The organism is Gordonia sp. SMJS1, assembly GCF_029866425.1.
Classification (GTDB): domain Bacteria; phylum Actinomycetota; class Actinomycetes; order Mycobacteriales; family Mycobacteriaceae; genus Gordonia; species Gordonia hongkongensis.
The window spans coordinates 1,691,163-1,710,598 of the sequence record NZ_CP123381.1; the positions used below are offsets into that span (position 1 = coordinate 1,691,163).

A 19,436-nucleotide genomic window follows, 5' to 3' on the forward strand; every position below is an offset into this window, starting at 1 on the left:
ATAACTTAACGCCGTAAAGTCGACCGACGCGACAGGGGTCCGCATGCTGGTCAGATTGACACGGCTGGTCATATCCATGCCCAAACGAGTGCTGCTGGGCGCACTCATCCTGCTGGTGGTGTGCGGCGCGTACGGCGCGACCGCGGCCGAACATCTGCTGGCCGGAGGGTACAGCGATCCGAACTCGGGGTCGGCGCGGGCCGAGAGAACTCTCGACGAGACGTTCAACCGCGGCGGGGTCCAGGTCGTGCTCAAACTGGACGGTCCCGACGGAGTCGACATCTCCCGCGACCCGACGGCCCGAGCGGTCGGTGAGGACATCGTCGCCGACCTGAATCGCAATCAGTACGTGCAGGACCAGATCCTCTCAGTGTGGGCCAATCCGGCGCTCGACTCCGCGCTCGTCAGTCGCGACCGGACGTCGACTTTGATCATCGCCTCGCTCGACGGTGGCGAGGATTCGGCGCCGGGGCACGCCGAGGAGATCGCCGCGGCCCTGGCCGGTGACCGCGACGGGATCACCGTGCAGGTCGGCGGTCAAGGAATGGTCTTCGCGCAGGTCAACGATCAGACCGCGTCCGATCTCCTCGTCGCCGAGGCCATCGCGATCCCGATCACGTTCATCGTGTTGATCTTCATCTTCGGCGGACTGCTCGCGGCGGCCGTCCCGGTCGGCATCGGCATCGTCTCGATCATCCTCACCTTCGCGCTGCTCCGCGCGATCGGATCGGTCACCGACGTCTCGGTCTTCGCGCTCAACCTCACCACCGCACTGGGTCTCGCGCTCGCGATCGACTACACGCTGCTGATCCTGACGCGCTACCGGGAAGAGGTCGGACACGGTCTGAGCCGGCCCGACGCGATCGTCCGAACCCTGGCCACGGCCGGGCGGACGGTCGCCTTCTCCGCGGTGACCGTCGCCCTGTCGCTCAGCGCGCTCGTGCTGTTCCCGCAGTACTTCCTGCGCAGCTTCGCGTTCGCGGGTCTCGGCGTCGTGGCGGTGGCCGCGGTGTCGGCACTCGTCCTCACGCCGGCCGTGCTCATGCTCCTCGGTGATCGCATCGACGCGTTCGACGCCCGGAAGCCACTCCGGCGCCTGCTTCGGCTGCCGCCGGCGCGGCCCGTCGAACCCGAGGACACCTGGTGGTACCGGCTCGTCCAGTGGGTGCTGCGCCACGCCTTGCCGGTCGCCGCGGTCGTCACGGTCTTCCTACTGGTACTCGGTGCGCCGTTCCTGTCGATGAAGCTGGGGTTCCCCGACGACCGGGTGCTCCCCGAGTCGGCGAGCGCCCACGCGATCCAGCAGGAGATCCGAGACGACTACGAGGACGACCTGTCCGCAGCGGTCACCGTCGTCGTGCGGGGGCCGGTGGACGATGCGACCCTGGCGGGCTACACCCGCGCCCTGTCGACGGTCGGAGATGTCAACTCCGTAGGGTCGTCGGCCGGGACGTTCGTCCGGGGTGCGCCGGCCGCGCCCGGCAGCCCGGACGACACCCGGGGCGACGTACACGTCCTGCAGGTGTCGACCGACCGCGACCCGATGAGTGAGTCGGGGATCGCCCAGCTCGACGAGCTGCGGGCGGTGCCACCGCCGGCGGGAACGGAGACCCTGTTCAGCGGGCTCGCCGCCGCCACCGACGACACCGTCGGGTCGATCTACGCGCATCTGCCCTGGGTGCTCGGCCTCATCGCGATCGCGACGTTCGTGCTGCTGTTCCTGTTCACCGGGAGCGTCGTGTTGCCGCTGAAGGCGCTCGTCCTCAACATCCTGTCGCTGTCGGCGACGTTCGGCGCGATGGTCTGGTTCTTCCAGGAGGGGCACCTCGGAGGTTTGGGGACCACCGCCACGGGCACCCTCAGCGCGACCATGCCGGTGCTGCTGTTCTGCGTGGCGTTCGGTCTGTCGATGGACTACGAGGTGTTCCTGTTGGGACGGATCCGCGAGGAGTGGTTGCGATCGGACCGGACGCGCGCGGCCAGCGACCACGCGGTGGCGCTGGGCTTGGCCCGGACCGGCCGGGTCATCACGGCCGCGGCCCTGCTGATGAGCATCGTCTTCGCCGCCATCGCGGCGTCGGAGGTGTCGTTCATGCGGATGTTCGGGGTCGGTCTCACCCTGGCGGTCCTGATGGACGCGACGATCATCCGCATGTTCCTGGTCCCCGCCTTCATGCGGCTGGCCGGGCGGGCCAACTGGTGGGCGCCGGGTCCGCTGCGACGGCTACACGATCGGATCGGATTGTCCGAGGAGGCCCCGGAGGTCGGGCGTCCCGAGAAAGCGGCGCCGGACACTGCGCCGACGAGGGTCTGACACCGAATACGTCATACGACGGATGAACGGCGGCGGGACAGGTGCTGGAGTGCAGTGACGACACGTAGACGAGCGAGATCACCGCGCGGGTCCGGAGAGATCCTCGCGGAGGAGATCATCGAGGCCGCCGGTGAGTTGCTGGTCGAGAACGGCGACGACACCGCGATGTCGATTCGCGCGGTCGCCAACCGCGTGGGGGTCACACCGCCGTCGATCTACCTGCACTTCGCCGACAAGGAAGCCCTGCTCGACGCGGTGTGCGCCCGCTACTTCGAGCGTCTCGACGACGAGATGGCCGCCGCGTCGGAAGGCGTCGACGACGCCTTCGAACGAGCGCTGGGCCAGGGGATGGCCTATGTCCGCTTCGCCGTCGCCACGCCCGTGCTCTACCGGGTGGCGTTCGGCAAACCCACTCCCGAAGGGCATCCGTCGAAGGTCGACGAGGTACTCGCCGCCAGTGCGTACTCCCGGTTCGCCGGAACCGTCACCGAGCTGGCCGACGGAGGCGTGTTCGATCACGCCGAGATCGCCGACATCGTTCTCGAGTTCTGGGCCGCCGCCCACGGAATCGCGTCGCTGATGCTCGCCAAACCGGGTCTCGCCTGGGGCGACGACTTCGCGCGTGCGGAAGCCATGCTCACCGCCATGTGCCTGGGCCGGGCCTCGCTCGCGACCGACGGCGGCATCGATCAGACCGCAGTGGGCCGCCGGTTGAGGTCGCTGCGCGACCGGGTGAACTGACCCGGTGGCGGGTGTCTGACGACAGAAGGGTCAAGAGTCGGTAAAGTCGACATCGACTCGGTCGTTGCGAGCTCTCGCCAGGGAACTCTCAGAAACGGCCCGACGTTGAGACGGCAGACATCCGTACCGATGAAGGAGCGCTTCGTGCGAGAAAGCAGCAATCCGGTGATGCGCGGCGTGGTCCGCGACAATCAATCCGGATACGCGGGTTTCGGGGCCGGCATGGCCGGCGCCGGCGCCGCGGCCAACCAGTTCGGTCAGGCCACTGACCCCTACACCCAGCCGGCACCGCCGGCCACTCGTCAGCTCACGATCGACGACGTCGTCACCAAGACCGCGATCACCCTCGGAGTGCTGACGCTGGCCGCCGCCGCCACGTACTTCGCGATCAGCAGCCGCGCCACCGAGGCCGCCCAGGCAGCTCTCGCCACGCCGCTGATGCTGGTCGGCGCCATCGCCGGTCTCGTGCTCGTCCTCGTGGCGAGCTTCGGTCGCAAGCAGGACAACCCGGCCATCGTGCTGGCCTACGCCGCGTTCGAGGGCCTCTTCGTCGGTGCCATCTCGTTCGTGTTCGCGAACTGGGCGGTCGCCGGTGACACCTCGGCCGGTGCGCTGATCGGACAGGCGGTCCTCGGCACCTTCGGTGTGTTCTTCGGCATGCTGTTCGTGTACAAGGTCGGCGCCATCCGCGTGACGCCGCGCTTCACCCGCATGCTGTTCGCCGGCATGATCGGCGTCCTGGTCCTGATGCTCGGCAACCTGGTCATCGGTCTGTTCACCGGTGAGGCCGGAGTCCTGCGCGACGGTGGCCCGATCGCCATCATCTTCTCGCTGGTCTGCATCGCCCTCGCCGCGTTCAGCTTCCTACTGGACTTCGACGCCGCGGATCGCCTGATCCGTGCCGGCGCACCCGACCGGGCCGCCTGGGGCGTGGCACTCGGCCTGACCGTCACCCTGGTCTGGCTGTACGTCGAGATCCTGCGTCTGCTGACCTACTTCAACTCCGACTAGTCAGTCATGTGACAGTGGCCCCGCACCTCGGCAGGTGCGGGGCCACTGTCGTGTCAGGGTCGGTTGGCGACAAAGTGTGCCACCCGGTGCGTTTGCGGGAACAACCCCATCACCGCGGTTCTACCGTGCGGACATGGTGTTCTTTCTGATCCAGCTGGCGCTGATGATCATCGGCGCCGTCGTACACATACTGGTGGACCGATCGATGCGACGACGCACCGTCGGCCGCGCAGCCGAACTCGTGCTGCTCTGGATACTCGTCCCCGGCGGCGCATTCGGCATCCTCGCCGGGGTCGGCCACGTCGGCCCGAACGCCCCCGAGATCGCCGAGGGCATCGGGCCGGACTTCATCCCGTCCATGTTCCAGTGGGAGCTGGGGTGGAACGACATCGCCGTGGGCGTGCTCGGCGTGCTCTGCTACCGGGTGCGCAATCGTGGCGGATGGCTCGACGCCGCCGTGTGGGCACTGGCGATCAGCTACGGGGGAGACCTCGCCGGTCACATCTCGCAGTACTACATCCACGACAACACCGCGACGAACAACGTCTGGGCGATCCCCGCCGAGATCTACATCGTCGGCGCCGTCGTCATCGCCTGGTTCGTGTACCGACGAACGACCCCCCGCAGCGTCGCGATCCAGGGACCGAACGCGGCGAGGGGCGTCGACGAGAAGACGGCCTCGGTCAGCTGAGGCGCTCCAGCACTGATCAGCTGAGGCGCTCCAGCACCATGGCCATGCCCTGACCGCCACCCACGCACATCGACTCGATGCCGAAGGTCTTGTCGCGGGTCTGCAGGTTGTTGAGCAGGGTGGTCGTGATGCGGGCGCCGGTCATCCCGAACGGGTGACCCAGGGCGATGGCGCCACCCGACACGTTGAGCTTGTCGTGGTCGATGCCGAGATCACGGGCCGAACCGAGGACCTGGACGGCGAAGGCCTCGTTGATCTCGACGAGGTCGATGTCCGACAGGGACATCCCCGAGACCCGCAGCACCTTGCGGATCGCCTCGATCGGACCGAGCCCCATGATCTCCGGCGACAGGCCGGTGGCCGCGGTGGCGACAACGCGCGCCAGCGGGGTGAGGCCAAGCTCCTTCGCCTTGGTGTCGCTCATGATGACCAGCGCCGCGGCGCCGTCGTTGAGCGGGCACGCGTTGCCCGCGGTGATCGTGCCGTCCGGGCGGAAGACCGGCTTGAGCTGCGAGATCTTCTCGTAGGTCGTGCCCGCGCGGGGCCGTCGTCGGTGGTGACCAGCGAGCCGTCGGGCAGGGTGACCGGGTCGATCTCCCGCTCGAAGAAACCGGACTTGATGGCTTCTTCGGCGCGGTTCTGGCTCAGCACGCCCCACTTGTCCTGGTCCTCGCGCGAGATGCCGGTGAACGAGGCGACGTTCTCGGCGGTCTGGCCCATCGCGATGTACACGTCCGGGATGACCCCGTCCTTGCGCGGATCGTGCCAGATGCCGGCGTCACCGGCGGCCGCCTTCTCCGTGCGGGCCATCGCGTCGTCGAACAGCGGGTTCTTGGAATTCGGTGCGCCGTCGGCGCCGCCGGAGATGCCGAAGCTCGACACGCTCTCGACGCCACCGGAGATGAGGACGTCGGCCTCGCCGGCCTTGATGGCATGCAGCGCCATCCGGGTGGTCTGCAACGACGACGAGCAGTAGCGGTTCACCGTGACGCCCGGGATGTGGTCATGCCCCAGCTCGACCGCGATGACCCGGGCGATGTTGTAACCGCCCTGTCCGCCGGGCTGGCCGATGCCCCAGTGGATGTCCTCGATCAGCGCCGGGTCGAGCTCCGGCACCTTGGCGAGCGCGGCTTCGACCATCTGACGCGACAGTTCGTCGGGTCGGATGTCTTTGAGGGATCCCTTGGCGGCGCGGCCGATCGGGGAACGGGCGTGGGCGACGATGACGGCTTCAGGCATACCTCGAAACTACCCCACCAAGCATCTGCTTGGTCGCGAGGCCGGTCAGCCCGAGTCGTGGCTGGTCACCGGTGTGTCAGACGTCTCCTGAGACGTGTGACGAACCGTGTTTCTTCGACGGCCTCGGACACCTTCGGCGGTTCGGGCAGCGGCGTCGGACCCCACTCGCCGATCGAGGCGAGCACCTCGGGCACCAGGATGTCGGCGGCGAGCTCATACCCAGCGGCCGACGGGTGGAATCGATCGGGCGACAGCATGTGCTCGGGGCGCGCGAGGAACTCCTCGGTCAGCAGGTCGGCCAGTGGGACCGGCCGCCCCCCGGCGGCCCGGACCGCCGATCGCTGCGCCGCCGCCAGCGTGAGTCCCCAGCGTCGCAACACCATTCGCAGGGGCTGGGGGATCGCGGTCACCACGCCGAAATCCGGGCAGGTGCCGACGACGACCTTCGCACCCTCGTCGACGAGTGCGTGGACGGCATCTCCGAGCCGCCGCGCCGACGGGAGCGGACTGTTGCGGGCGGTGACGTCGTTGGCGCCGACGAGGATGACGGCCACGTCGGGTCGCTCGTGATGGACGAACATGGCCTCGATCTGGGCCGCGAGCCCCTTCGACGTCGCGCCGACGATGGCCTTGTTGGCGTAGCGGACCACCCGATCGGTCTCCGCGGCCACGCGGCGGGCGATCTGGACTCCTGGCGTCTCGCCCGCGGTCTCGGCACCCAGTCCGGCCGCGGTCGAGTCCCCGAACACCACGAGATACAGGTCGTACACGGTGTCCCGGGTGAAACGTGCGCTGGTGCCGTCGGGGCGGTACACGCCGTCGCCGTCCGGGGCGTTGTCGGTACGGTGCGGGATCACCACGCGGGCCTCGGCGGCCTGACTGTTCAGCAGGTTGTAGGCGGCCCAGCCGGCGCCGGCCGCGCCCGCGGTCGCAGCCGCTGTCGCGCCGACGTCGCGCACGATCCTGGCGGGGACGATTCCTCGACGACTCGAACCGGACACGAGTGCCAGTTTAGGCGACTTCGACACGACTCCTCGCTGCGCTCGTCGTCGGCTCAGCCAGCGGTAGAACCGACTGCCGACGTCGGGCAGCGGCCGGGTGTCGCTGTTCGCGGTGGCTCTGGGACCATGGACACATGCGCATCGCCAATCACGTCGTCGACCTGGTGGGCAACACCCCGCTGGTCAAGCTGAACTCGGTGACCTCACCCGGATCGGGCCTGGTCGCCGCCAAGGTCGAGTACCTCAATCCCGGTGGCAGCAGCAAGGACCGCATCGCCGTGCGGATGATCGACGCGGCGGAGGCCTCGGGTGAACTGAAGCCGGGCGGGACCATCGTGGAACCGACGTCGGGAAACACCGGCGTCGGCCTGGCGCTCGTCGCCCAGCAGCGCGGCTACAAGTGCGTGTTCGTGTGCCCGGACAAGGTCGGCGAGGACAAGCGCAACGTCCTGCGCGCCTACGGTGCCGAGGTCGTGGTCTGCCCGACCGCGGTGGAGCCGTCCCACCCGGACAGCTACTACAGCGTCTCCGACCGCCTGGTCACCGAGATCGACGGTGCGTGGAAGCCCAATCAGTACGCGAACCCGGCCGGTCCGCAGAGTCACTACGAGACCACCGGTCCCGAGATCTGGGCCGACACCGACGGCAAGGTGACGCACTTCGTGGCCGGCGTCGGCACCGGCGGCACCATCACCGGCACCGGCCGGTACCTCAAGGAGGTGTCCGGCGGCTCGGTGAAGATCGTCGGCGTCGACCCCGAGGGGTCGGTGTACTCCGGCGGGACCGGGCGCCCCTACCTCGTCGAGGGTGTCGGGGAGGACTTCTGGCCGTCGGCCTACGACCCGGACATCCCCGACGAGATCATCGCGGTCTCCGACGCCGACTCGTTCGACATGACCCGGCGTCTCGCCCGCGAGGAAGGGCTGCTCGTCGGCGGCTCGTGCGGGATGGCGGTGGTCGCGGCCCTGCAGGTCGCCGAACGCGAGGGACCCGACGCCGTCGTCGTCGTACTGCTGCCCGACGGTGGCCGCGGCTACATGGCCAAGATCTTCAACGACCAGTGGATGAGCAGCTACGGCTTCCTGCGGACGCCGCTCGACGCCAACACCAAGGAATCCCTCGTCGGAGATGTGTTGCGCGGCAAGACCGGCGCCCTGCCCGACCTCGTGCACACCCACCCGCAGGAGACCCTGCGCGACGCGATCGAGATCCTGCGCGAGTACGGCGTCTCGCAGATGCCGGTCGTCGGCGCCGAGCCACCGGTGATGGCCGGCGAGGTCGCGGGTGCGGTCACCGAGCGCGACCTGCTCAGCGCGGTCTTCGAAGGTCGTGCCAGCCTCGCCGACCCGGTGTCGGCACACATGGGAGAGCCGTTCCCGCTCATCGGTTCCGGCGAACCGGTGTCGGCGGCCACCAAGGCGCTCGGCGACTGCGACGCGCTGATGGTCGTCGAGGACGGCAAGCCCATCGGCGTGATCACGCGCCACGACCTGCTCGCCTTCGTGTCGAGCCACCCGATCGTCGGATAGGAGCATCACCGTGAGTGAACGACGCAGTGCCGCGGATTCGGTTCGCTGGCAAGGCTTCTCGACCCGCGCCATCCACGCCGGCTACGATCCGGATCCGCAGACCGGGGCGGTGAATGTCCCGATCTACGCCAGTTCGACCTTCGCCCAGGACGGCGTCGGCGGACTGCGCGACGGCTTCGAGTACGCGCGCACCGGCAACCCGACCCGACGCGCCCTCGAAGCCAATCTCGCTGCGCTCGAGAGCGGCACGTATGGACGGGCTTTCGCTTCCGGCATGGCCGCCACCGACTGCGTTCTGCGTTCGACGCTGCGGCCGGGCGATCATCTGGTGATCCCCAACGACGCCTACGGCGGGACCTTCCGGCTCATCGACAAGGTGTTCAGCCAGTGGGGCATCACCTACTCGGTGGCCCCGGTCTCTGACGTCGCCGCGGTGCGCGACGCCATCCGGCCGGAGACCAAGCTGGTCTGGACCGAGACGCCGACCAACCCGCTGCTCAACGTCGGCGACATCGAGACCCTCGCCGCCGTCGCGCACGAGGCCGGCGCGAAGCTCGTGGTCGACAACACCTTCGCCTCGCCGTACCTGCAGCAGCCGCTCGTCCTGGGCGCCGACGTGGTGCTTCACTCCACGACCAAATACCTGGGCGGGCACTCGGATGTCGTCGGCGGCGCACTGGTCACCGACAGCGAGGAGCTCGACGAGGCGTTCGCGTTCCTGCAGAACGGCGCCGGGGCGGTCCCCGGACCGTTCGACGGGTTCCTCACCCTGCGCGGCATCAAGACCCTCGGCGTCCGGATGGACCGGCACTGTGACAACGCGGAGAAGGTCGTCGACTACCTGAGCGGCCACGACAAGATCGACGCCGTCCTGTACCCGGGTCTGGCGAACCATCCGGGCCACGAGGTCGCGGGCAAGCAGATGAAGCGCTACGGCGGCATGGTGTCGGTGCTGGTCAAGGGCGGGCTCGACGCCGCCAAGGAGTTCTGCGCCCGCACCGAGGTGTTCACGCTCGCCGAATCGCTCGGCGGCATCGAGTCGCTGATCGAACACCCCGGTGCGATGACGCACGCCTCGACCGCCGGATCGCTCCTCGAGGTCCCCGCCAACCTCGTCCGACTCTCGGTCGGTATCGAGGACATCGACGACCTCCTCGGGGACCTGGAGAACGCGCTGCGCTGAGGCGTCGGTCGCAATTAGACCCGCGCCTCGAGGAGCAGGTTCGACGCAGTGGTCGCCGCGACACGCGCCGAGGTCAGACCGGCCGCCCGGAAGGTGTCGAGCAGTCGAGTGGGGCCGGCCTGGGCGCCCAGCGAGGTCGGGCCGTCGGCGATGCTGTGCGGTACGCAGAGGTATGAGCTACCCGAATAGAACAGCAGTGCAACGGGATTGGTCAGATTCTCGGCCAGTGTGTCGTGTGCCAGCGGTTCGACGGCGATCACCTGACCGCCGGGACGCAGTGACGACCGTGCGTGTGCGAGCGCACCCACCGGATCGCCGAAGTCGTGCAGGGCGTCGAAGATCATGATCGCGTCGTGGTCGCCGGCGTACGACTGGGCCGTCGCCACCTCGAAGCGGACCCGGTCGTCGACCCCGGCCGCCTGAGCGGCTGCGGTGGCGCGCCGGACGGACTCCTCGTGGCTGTCCACGCCGACGAACGTGGAGTTTGGAAAGGCCTCGGCGAGCAGGATCGTGGGGACCCCGTACCCGCACCCGACGTCGAGAACGCGGATGCCGTCGGTGAGGCGCTGTCCGAGGCCGTCGATCGCCGGAACCCACTCGCTGAGCAACGACGCGCGGTAGATCGTGCCGTAGAAGCGTTCGACGCCGGAGAACAGCCGGGAATCGTGCGCGTGCCAGGGCACGCCGTCGCCGGTCGCGTACGCATGCGCGAGTTGGTCGACCGAGGACCACACCGCGGCGGCGACCTCGAAGCCGGCCACGATCGCCGCCGGACTGTTGTCCTCGGCGAGCACCATCGCGTGCTCGGCGGGGAACACGAACACCTCTGGGCCTTTTGCGGCGTCATCGCCGGCGTCGTGGAGCAGGACGTATCCGGCCGCGGCCTGCACGCACAACCATTCGTGCACATACCGTTCGGCGAGTCCCGAGCGTTCGGCGAGCTCGGCGCTCGTCGCCGAACCGAGTTGCGCCAGCGCCCGCCACAGTCCCAGGCGGTCGCCCAGGTAGGTGCTGATCGAGTGGTAGGCATGGGTGAGATCGGCGCTCACCTGGCCGGCGAAGGCCTCGACCCGGGCGAGGTCGATCGCGGTGTCGGAACCGGCGGCGTGTGTGGTGGTCATGGGATGAACCTCTCGTGTGCGATGTCGTAACCACGCCGGGCGGCGTGTGCACCGAGCGTGCGCCGGCGTCCTGTCGCGGCGCTGTCATGACCGGACCGTGACCCGCTGGGCGGTGAGCCGATGGTGACAGCCCCGTGACAGCGGGCTCGGAGACCGTCGACGCATGAGAACAACACAGATCAGCGACCTGGGCACCGTGATGTCCATCTGGGCTCACCCCGATGACGAGACCTACCTCGCCGGCGGCGTGATGGCCGCCGTCCGCGACGCGGGTGGGCGCGTGGTGTGCGTGACCGCGACCCGCGGCGAAGCGGCCGACGAGAATGCCACCGCCGCAGAGCGTTCGGAGCTCGCCCTGGTCCGGACCGGCGAGCTTGAGAAGGCTTTTATCGAGCTCGGCATCCAGGAGCACCACTGGTTGGACCTAGCCGACGGTTCACTGGCGGCGATCGACGAGAGCGGCCCGGTCGGACGCATCACCGCCCTCCTCGACGACGTGTCACCCGACACCGTCCTGACCTTCGGTCCCGACGGCGTGACCGGACACCCCGACCACCGCACCGTCAACCGGTGGGTCCGCCTCGCCGTCGACCGTTCGTCGACCTGCCCGCGAATCCTTCACCCGGTGGGCACCGGGCGGGGGATCGAGTTCGACCTCGCCCGTGAGTTCGACATGTGGGCGCTGGGCGGGCCGCGCCAGTGTCCGAAGGAGATGGTCGCGTTGCGAATCGATCTCGACGGGGCCGAACTGGACCGTAAGGTGCGAGCCCTGCTGGCTCAGCGCTCGCAGACCGCGGACCTGGCCGCGGCGATCGGCCTCGAGCGATATCGAACATGGGTGTCGGTGGAGACCTACGCTCATCCTGCATAGGCCGTCGGAGAACAGAGAGCGACGATCGGGATGGTGGTGCGCGAAACCGAAGACGGGCACGTGTCGCCCGCGGTCGAGGTCGGCCTGCTGGGTGCACTGAGGTTGCGGGTCGACGGTGCCGAGGTCGCGGTCCCCGGGGAACGACGACGCGCCCTGCTCGCGCTGTTGACCGTCGCCGGCCGGCACGGCATGGGTATCGGGCGGCTCGTCGACGCGCTGTGGGGCGACGATCTGCCGCGGGAACCGATTGCCGCACTGCACAATCTGGTGTCCCGGCTGCGACGCCATCTCGGCCGACACGCCGATCTGTTGGAACGACGCCCCGACGGCTACCGGCTCCGGGTGTCCGTCGTCGATGTGACGATCGTGCGCGACCTGCTCGCATCCGCCGCCGACACGCCCGATCCCGCCGAGCGTCTCCGTCTGACCGTCCGGGCCCGCGAACTCTGGCGCGGCGAGCCGCTCGGCGAGTTCGCCGGCATCCCGGACCTGGACACCGAACGCGTTGCGTTGGAGGACCTCCACAACCGGCTCGCCGACACCCACGTCGAAGCGCTGGTGGAGTGCCGCGACCCGAGCGCGACCGCGACGGCGAGGGCCGGTGTCGCGTCCGCGCCGTTACGCGAGAGTTCGGCACGACTGCTCATCCGCGCACTCGCCGCCGACGGGCGTGTCGGCGACGCGATGGCTGTCGCGATGAACTTCCGCGAGCAGTTGCGTGAGCGGACGGGTCTCGATCCGAGTCCGGCCCTCGCGTCGCTCGAGCAGCGGGTGGCGGCGGGCTCCGAATACGGGCAGGCCGAGACGAATCCGGGACCCGGCGTGACCTCGCGGCGGCGACCTGCTCCGCCGGCCGGGCCTCTGGTGGGGCGGGAGCGAGAACGCGCCGAGATCATCCGGCTGTTGTCGGCGCATCGGGTCGTGACCCTGACCGGTACGGGCGGCGTCGGCAAGACCAGTCTCGCGCTCGACGTCGCCGCCGACCCCGCGGTGTTCCCCGGGAACGCCGTTGTCGTCGTCAACCTCGCCGCGGTCGCGCGAGCCGACCGCGTCCTCCCGTCGGTGGTGTCCACCCTCGGTCTCGAGGTCGGGGTGGGTGCTTCCGTGGACGCGATCGCGCGCGCCGTCGACGGGTCGCTCCTGCTCGTCCTCGACAATTGCGAACATGTGTTGTCGTCCTGTCGCGAATTGGTCGCGGCGATCGTCGAACTGGCTCCCGCGGTGCGGATCCTGGCCACCTCCCGAGTCGTGCTCTCACTCTCCGCCGAGTACGTCCTGCGTCTGCAGCCCCTGACCTTTCCCACCCGCGTCGACGACGTCGACGCGGTCGCCCGGCAGCCTGCGGTGCGCGCGTTCGTCGAGCACGCGCTGCGTCGCAATCCGGACTTCGCGGTGTCGAGTCGTGAGCTCACGGACCTCGTCGACGTCGTGCGCCGTGTCGACGGGCTCCCGCTCGGCATCGAGCTGGCGGCGCGTCAGGCCGCTGTGATGCCGATGTCGGCCGTGGCCCGAATGCTCGATGGTGCACTCGATCTCGCGACGGGAACCGGAGCCGACGACCAGCGGCGGCTGACGCTCCGCAGCAGCATCGACATGTCATTCCGACGGCTGAGCGTGGTCGATCAAGCCGTACTCGCCGCCCTCGCACCGTTTCCCGGCGGTGTGTCGCTGCGCACGTTCGAATCCGTCGCACTGAGCGTCGAAGCGGAGGTCGTCGGCGCAGCGGGCATCGGCACGCGAGGTGACGGCGGGCTCGACCCGGTGGAGACCCTGCACCGTCTGATCGACAGCTCGTTGCTCGTCGCCGACGCGTCGGGCGGCAGATACCGTCTCCTGCATCTCATCCGCACCCATCTGCTTGATCACCTCGACCGTGCGGGCGTGCTCGCCGCGGCCGAGGACCGGTTCCTCGACGAATGTGTCGCAACGGTGCGGGACATCGGCGACGAGTGGCTCGGCGTCGCGGAGTTCGAGGCGAATGAGCGTCTCCATGCCGAGATGGACAACCTGCGGTCGGCGCGGGACCTGGCACTGGCGCGCGGACGCGTCGACGTACTCGTGGCGATCACGACATCGCTGTCGCTGATCAGCACATGGCGCAACCTCAACGAATTGTGGACGTGGGCCGTCGAATCGGCGCGTTCGGCGTGGCTCGATGGTCATCCCGATCGCGCCGAGATGCTGTCCGCGGCGGCCGAGGCCGCGCGGCTCGTCGGCGAGTTCGACCTCGCCGTCGACTTCGCGACCTCCGCCCTACGTCCCGATGCCTCCGGGGCACCACCGGATCCGGATGCGCCCGCGTTGGTCGGCGCGCGGGCGGCCAGGGCGGCGGTCGCGCACTTCCGTGGCGACTTCGCGGTGGCGGTACGGGAATGGACCCGCTGCGGCACACACCCGTCCCTGGGGTCGGCGTTCCTCGCGTCTGCGGCGCTCGCCGCGTCGTACTCCGGTGACTCGAGCGGGGCTGCCCGGCTGTTGGCCGAGGCCCGGTCGACGCTGGACCCGTCGGCGGGGCCGTCGCAGCACGCCTTCCTCGACTACGTCCACGGCGAGCTGCTGTCCGCGCACGACCCGTCCAGCGCGCTCGCCCTCTACGAACGCGCCCACGAACGGGCCGCCGGCGTCGGGGCGACGTTCATCGTCGGGGTCGCTCGTGTCGGCGCGGCGGCGTGTCTCGTCCGCGTCGGCGATGTAGCGCGTGCCGCGGAGGCCTACGTCGTCCTGCTCGGGGCATGGCGCGACAGCGGTCAGCCGACGCAGCTGTGGACCACGGCGCGCGACGCCGCCGCACTGCTGCGCGTCCGGGGCCGGATCGACGTGGCCGACCTGCTCGTCGAGTGTGCCGATCTCGACCCCGCCGCGGCCTTCGACACACGCAGAGGTGCCGCGGACCGTGCTTTCGGGGACCTGGTGCACGCCGACAACACGGTCCACGCCGACACCGAAGTCGTGCTCGACCGGGCGATGCGCGAACTCCGAGAGATCAGGGAGTCGACGTCATCGGACGACCGCGGGAGCTCGGCGGCGCGATGACGTCTCCTCGGGTGGCTCCTGCAGGGCGGGGATGGCCGATACTGGTCGCATGCTGCTGACTGCCGACGACGTCGACCGCGCCACCGACGAGCTCGCGTCCGTGATCCGGCGGACCCCGACGATCGCGTCGCGGGTGGTGTCCGAGCGCAGCGGTGCGCAGGTGTGGCTCAAGTGCGAGAACCTGCAGCGCACCGGATCTTTCAAGCCACGCGGCGCGTACCTGCGTATCTCGCGGTTGTCGGTGGGGGAACGTGCCCGCGGGGTCGTCGCGGCCAGTGCTGGCAATCATGCGCAAGGAGTCGCCTGGGCGGCATCGGAACTGGGGATCGCCTCACGGGTCTACATGCCGGTCGGAGCCGCACTGCCGAAGATCGCCGCGACGAAAGCCTATGGCGCAGAGGTGGTGCTCGCCGGATCGACCGTCGACGAGGCGCTCGTCGAGGCCCAGCGTCACGCCGATACGACGGGCGCGGCTCTGATCCACCCGTTCGATCATCTCGACATCGTTGCCGGACAGTCGACGGTCGGCGTCGAGATCCTGGAGCAGATCCCGGACGTGTCAACGATTCTCGTGCCACTCGGCGGCGGTGGGCTGCTCGCCGGCGTCGCCGCGGCGGCGCGTCTGCGACGACCGGAGGTCGAGGTGATCGGCGTGCAGGCGGCGCAGGCCGCGGCCTGGCCGACGTCCCTCGCCGAGAAGCGGCCGACACCGGTCGCGGCGATGAACACCATGGCCGACGGCATCGCCGTCGCGACACCCGGGAAGGTCCCGTTCGCGCACGTCTCCGAGTTCGTCGACCGGATCGTCACGGTCAGCGAGGAAGAGTTGAGCACCGCGCTGCTGCTCATGCTGGAGCGGGCGAAGCTGGTGGTCGAGCCTGCCGGTGCCGCGGCGGTGGCGGCGGCGGTGAGCGGTCGGCTCGCGCTGTCCGGGACCGTGTGCGTCGTGTTGTCCGGCGGCAACATCGACCCGCTGCTGCTGCGCCATGTGACGACACACGGCCTGACCGCCGCCGGACGATTCCTCACCGTGACCGCGACCGTCTCCGACCGGCCCGGTGGACTGGTCGCACTGCTGGAACTGCTCCGCGACCTCGGCGCGAGTGTGCTCGACGTCGTCCATTCCCGCGTCGCCGACGATTTGTATCTCGGCGAGGTGCAGGTGACCGTCAGTGTCGAGACCCGCGGACACGACCACCAGCACGACGTCCGGCGGGCCCTCGCCGACGCGGGGTTCCTGCGGGACTGAGGGCGAACGTCGGCGCTAACCTGTCTGGGTGGCTGCCGACGGACCCGCCCTGATCGGTGTGCTGGGCCCGATCGCGGTCGGCGCGTGCCCGGTGGGCGCCGAGAGCCCCCATCGGCTCGTCGCGGTGCCGGGGCTCGGGCCCGACGCCTGCTCGTGTCGCTCGCCCTCGCCGACGGGCGCGTGATCTCGGCGGACCGCCTCATCGACCACGTCTGGGCCGACGATCCGCCGCGTTCGCCGCACAGTGCGTTGCACACCCAGGTGTCCCGGCTGCGCAAGCTCCTGCCCGAGGGGGTTCTGGAGGGCACCGAGAACGGTTATCGACTGCGCAACAGCCGCACCGACCTCGACGTGGTCGACACGCTGCTCGCCGAAGGCGGCCGGGATGCCCACGACCGGGCCCGGCAGTGGTGGCGCGGCGTGCCCGGAGACGATCTCGGGGACGGGTCCCCGGCGACGGCGACACTGTCCGCACGCATTCGACGCACCCAGGACGCGCTCGACGGTGCGCAACTGACGGCCGCGCTCGCCGAAGGTGACTTCGCGACCGCGCGATCCATCGCCGAACAGCGCTGCGCGCGAGACCCGTTCGACGAGTCGGCACACACCGCCCTGATGCGGGCGCTCGCCGGGGAAGGCCGCGCCGCCGACGCGCTCGTGGTGTTCGACCGGCTCCGACGGCGACTGTCGACCGAGCTGGGGACGGACCCGGGTGGCCGGGGAGTGGTTGTCGTTGTCATGCCGACAACTGTGCGCCGTAGCCTGTCGTCGGGCTTGCGTCGGCTTACGTGGTGCTGTCGTTGAGGCGGAGTGTTCCGCAGAACGCTCCCGAGGAACGTCCACGGGCGACCGACGTGTATTCGACGCGGCTGACACGAGGAGTTCTGTGGATGAGCGTCTGTGCTGTGGATTCTCGGTGCGGCTGCGAGGGCAGGGCGGATTACGTTGCCTGCCATGGGACGACGCACACACTCCGCAGAGGCGGCCTGGACACCACGGATTGCTCACCGCGTCCGTCACGAGCTCATGGATGACGTTCACGAGCAACGACGGAAGGCCTACCGGCGGCTGGACGAACTCGAGGCCGAAGCGAGTCTGCTGGCCGAAGATCTCAATGATGCGGACGAGGGCTCGCTGCATCTCGATCCGGACGAGTACGCCGACCGGGAGGCCGTCCTCGAGAAGGCGGACGGACTCCTCAGCCTCATCAACTGGTGGTCTTCGTCGCTCGCGGTGACGGTGTTGAATCTCGCCGACGCGCCGGTGCACTGGGTCACTGCCCCGGCAGTCGAGCTGATCACAGGCGTGCGGAACGAGGAAGCCACCGCCGGGGGTGGCGGTGTGGACACCCGCGTCCTACCAACATTGGGTAGCGCCGGTCTCGCCTTGTTCGAGAGGTCCGCCGGACGCCATCGACCATCGAAGAGATGTCCGGGTCTCGACAATCGCGACGTCGGGATCGACGGCTTGTGCTGGTGGCGAACAACACTCGGTGGGGAGAATTCGCCGCCCGTCGTGGACATGATCAGGCTGCACGTGCTGACCCGCGACCGGAAGCTCTGCCGCTCCGCAGAGATCGACGGGCGACGCCCGGCGGTCGTCGACGTGGACGTGTTCACCGTGGCGATCGAGCCTGCGTGGACGGGGAGCACACAAGCGTCTCCATCGGTTCGCGTGCTGATGCGTCTCGCCGATGACCTGGGCCGGGGCACGCTGACTGCCTCGCCTGTGCCGACGACGGGTCGAACGTCGGCGGCCGTCGCGGTGGTGGCCTGACAACCGGCCGGCGGCTCACTTCGCAGGTTCGAGGTTCGCGAAGTGCTTGAGGGTGTCGGCCTCGATGGTCTTGTAGACCGTCGACGACGCGGGACCGGAGAACGCGGTGACCACCCGCGACGAGGTGGGCAACTCGAGCGCGAAGGTCCACTTGAGTCGGCAGCCCACATCGGCGGGCAGGATCTCGGTCGCCTCGCCGAAGCGGCGGATGCCGGGAACGTTCGCCCTCAGGACCCGGAAACCGTTGCGGTAGTGGCCATTCGCCGGATCTTCCGTCCAGTCGAAGAAGTCCTCTTCGAGGGTCACATAGCCGGGACCGAGGACCGCGCGGCGTTGTGTTCCCACCCCGTACGGTTCCGGTGAGACGAACTCGATCTTCTTGATCGCGCGGCACCAGTCCAGCGTGTGCTGACGGGTGAACTCGGCCCACGCGCGTTCCGGCGCGACCGGCAGACGCACGTCGATGACGTGCCGCACCGGCGCATCGTCGAAGAAGTCAAGATCGAAGGACTCCAGCTCATGAGAACGTGCCATGTGTCACATTGAAGCACGGTGTTCCGGGTCGAGCCCCGGGCGAGCGTGGTCGAAACAGGGTCGGCCTCCTGTCGAGGTCCACCGGTGCACTTCAACTCGACTCCTGGACTTCGATCGAAGTCCAGGAGTCGAGTCGAGGTTCGCCGGTCGTGGGGTAAGCGACCCTCGCCAGCGGATCCGATATCGGCCCTGGTGCGTCCTAAAGTCATGACCTCTTTTCCCACCGACAGACACGGGCTAATTCGCCGCACGGCAACGCTGCGACTCGGCATCAACGACGACGCTGTGACAGCCGCCGTACGGCGCGGCGAACTGATTCGTCTTGCCCCGGGGGTCTGCGCACTGGCGGCCGACGAGGCGTCCGCCGAGGACCCGGGTGACCGTCTGTACCGACTGAGATCGATCGCGGTCGCGACGTCTGTTCGAGACTGTGACGCGTCGATCCTGAGTCACGACTCGGCGGCAGCCGTTCACGAGCTGCCGCTGCTGCACCCGGAACGCGAGGTCGTGCATCTGACGAAGAAGTCGAAGGTGGGCGGGTTCGGGCACGGGTTACGGATCGTCCATGCCGGGCCGGTGGCGCCCGACGAGGTGGTCGACATCGGCGGAATCAGGGTCACGTCTCGTGAGCGAACCGCCGTAGATGTTGCGATGTCCGGTGACTTCGCCCAAGCGCTGGCCGTGTTCGATCGCGCGCTAGCGTCCGGCGCCGACATCGCCACGATGACCCGTATCCTCGCGTCGCGGAACCGTTGGCGCGGTGCGGGGACCGCGCGTCGTGCCCTTGCGCATGCGGACGGTGCGTCGGAGAGTGTCGGGGAGTCGTGGAGCCGGGCGCAGATGATCGAGGCCGGGTTGCCGACTCCGCGACTGCAGCACACGTTCCAGACGGACGCCGGAGACGCGCGGACCGACTTCGACTGGGACGGAACACTTGTCGGTGAGTTCGACGGACTACAGAAGTACGGCCGACTGTTGCGCCAGGGTGAGAGCCCGCGCGATGCACTCATCCGGGAGAAGCGTCGGGAGGATGCGCTGCGCGCACAGGGGATCATGGTGATCCGATGGACGTGGGGAACGCTCGAGCGCGGCGGGCTCGCCAATCTGCTCCGGCCGTGGTTGGACAAACTGACCGCGGCTTGA

16 protein-coding genes and 1 pseudogene are annotated in these 19,436 nt (G+C 69.0%); 13 read left to right on the forward strand and 4 right to left on the reverse strand.

Translation table 11 applies throughout. The features are described from left to right. Positions 1-43: 43 nt before the first annotated feature. The 4 genes from QAD21_RS07740 to QAD21_RS07755 all read left to right on the forward strand — a co-directional run bounded on the left by QAD21_RS07740 (position 44) and on the right by QAD21_RS07755 (position 4,757). The gene (locus QAD21_RS07740; RefSeq protein WP_055474905.1) at positions 44-2,314 is read left to right on the forward strand and encodes an MMPL family transporter; all 2,271 of its coding nucleotides are present in this window, start codon (positions 44-46) and stop codon (positions 2,312-2,314) included. Positions 2,315-2,368: 54 nt separating this feature from the next. Beyond that, positions 2,369-3,055: a TetR/AcrR family transcriptional regulator gene (locus QAD21_RS07745; protein WP_055474904.1), complete on the forward strand. Its 687-nt coding sequence runs from the start codon at positions 2,369-2,371 to the stop codon at positions 3,053-3,055. Between the two features lie 144 nt (positions 3,056-3,199). Further along, complete coding sequence (locus QAD21_RS07750) at positions 3,200-4,066, forward strand: Bax inhibitor-1/YccA family protein (protein WP_055474978.1); 867 nt, start codon at positions 3,200-3,202, stop codon at positions 4,064-4,066. Between the two features lie 133 nt (positions 4,067-4,199). Then, entirely contained in the window at positions 4,200-4,757 is a 558-nt protein-coding gene (locus tag QAD21_RS07755) for a DUF6790 family protein (RefSeq protein ID WP_055474903.1), read from the forward strand. 16 nt (positions 4,758-4,773) lie between these two features. On the opposite strand, the pseudogene QAD21_RS07760 reads toward QAD21_RS07755, so the two are convergent. Further along, a pseudogene (locus QAD21_RS07760) lies at positions 4,774-5,996 on the reverse strand (acetyl-CoA C-acetyltransferase). 65 nt (positions 5,997-6,061) lie between these two features. After that, the gene (locus tag QAD21_RS07765; RefSeq protein ID WP_189340150.1) at positions 6,062-6,973 is read right to left on the reverse strand and encodes an SGNH/GDSL hydrolase family protein; all 912 of its coding nucleotides are present in this window, start codon (positions 6,971-6,973) and stop codon (positions 6,062-6,064) included. Positions 6,974-7,131: 158 nt separating this feature from the next. On the opposite strand from QAD21_RS07765, the gene QAD21_RS07770 reads away from it, so the two are divergent. Together QAD21_RS07770 and QAD21_RS07775 are read left to right on the forward strand one after the other, a co-directional pair. Further along, positions 7,132-8,526, forward strand: a complete 1,395-nt coding sequence (locus QAD21_RS07770; protein WP_055474900.1) for a cystathionine beta-synthase — start codon at positions 7,132-7,134, stop codon at positions 8,524-8,526. Between the two features lie 10 nt (positions 8,527-8,536). Further along, positions 8,537-9,709, forward strand: coding sequence for a cystathionine gamma-synthase (locus QAD21_RS07775; RefSeq protein ID WP_280361126.1), 1,173 nt, complete (start codon positions 8,537-8,539; stop codon positions 9,707-9,709). A gap of 14 nt (positions 9,710-9,723) precedes the next feature. On the opposite strand, the gene QAD21_RS07780 is transcribed toward QAD21_RS07775, so the two are convergent. Next, entirely contained in the window at positions 9,724-10,830 is a 1,107-nt protein-coding gene (locus QAD21_RS07780) for a class I SAM-dependent methyltransferase (RefSeq protein WP_280361128.1), read from the reverse strand. Between the two features lie 163 nt (positions 10,831-10,993). On the opposite strand from QAD21_RS07780, the gene QAD21_RS07785 reads away from it, so the two are divergent. From QAD21_RS07785 to QAD21_RS07810, 6 genes are all read left to right on the forward strand, one after another. Further along, complete coding sequence (locus tag QAD21_RS07785; protein ID WP_280361130.1) at positions 10,994-11,701, forward strand: PIG-L family deacetylase; 708 nt, start codon at positions 10,994-10,996, stop codon at positions 11,699-11,701. A gap of 30 nt (positions 11,702-11,731) precedes the next feature. Beyond that, entirely contained in the window at positions 11,732-14,734 is a 3,003-nt protein-coding gene (locus tag QAD21_RS07790; protein WP_068972356.1) for a BTAD domain-containing putative transcriptional regulator, read from the forward strand. 49 nt (positions 14,735-14,783) lie between these two features. Then, positions 14,784-15,983, forward strand: coding sequence for a threonine ammonia-lyase (gene ilvA / locus QAD21_RS07795; protein ID WP_226512883.1), 1,200 nt, complete (start codon positions 14,784-14,786; stop codon positions 15,981-15,983). Between the two features lie 28 nt (positions 15,984-16,011). Beyond that, positions 16,012-16,167 (forward strand): hypothetical protein, encoded by a 156-nt coding sequence (locus QAD21_RS07800; RefSeq protein WP_226514408.1) that lies wholly within the window; start codon positions 16,012-16,014, stop codon positions 16,165-16,167. Next, a complete protein-coding gene (locus QAD21_RS07805; RefSeq protein WP_264186747.1) occupies positions 16,137-16,787 on the forward strand; it encodes a BTAD domain-containing putative transcriptional regulator in 651 nt (216 codons plus the stop codon). Before QAD21_RS07800 ends, QAD21_RS07805 begins: the two co-directional genes overlap by 31 nt. Before the next feature lie 222 nt (positions 16,788-17,009). Then, positions 17,010-17,759: a hypothetical protein gene (locus QAD21_RS07810; protein WP_065629944.1), complete on the forward strand. Its 750-nt coding sequence runs from the start codon at positions 17,010-17,012 to the stop codon at positions 17,757-17,759. Between the two features lie 15 nt (positions 17,760-17,774). On the opposite strand, the gene QAD21_RS07815 is transcribed toward QAD21_RS07810, so the two are convergent. Further along, positions 17,775-18,293 carry a hypothetical protein gene (locus tag QAD21_RS07815; RefSeq protein ID WP_065629943.1) on the reverse strand — a complete coding sequence of 173 codons (519 nt, stop codon included), beginning with the start codon at positions 18,291-18,293 and terminating at the stop codon, positions 17,775-17,777. A gap of 207 nt (positions 18,294-18,500) precedes the next feature. Here QAD21_RS07815 and QAD21_RS07820 point away from each other — a divergent pair, with 207 nt between their 5' ends. After that, positions 18,501-19,436 (forward strand): type IV toxin-antitoxin system AbiEi family antitoxin domain-containing protein, encoded by a 936-nt coding sequence (locus QAD21_RS07820; RefSeq protein ID WP_068971446.1) that lies wholly within the window; start codon positions 18,501-18,503, stop codon positions 19,434-19,436.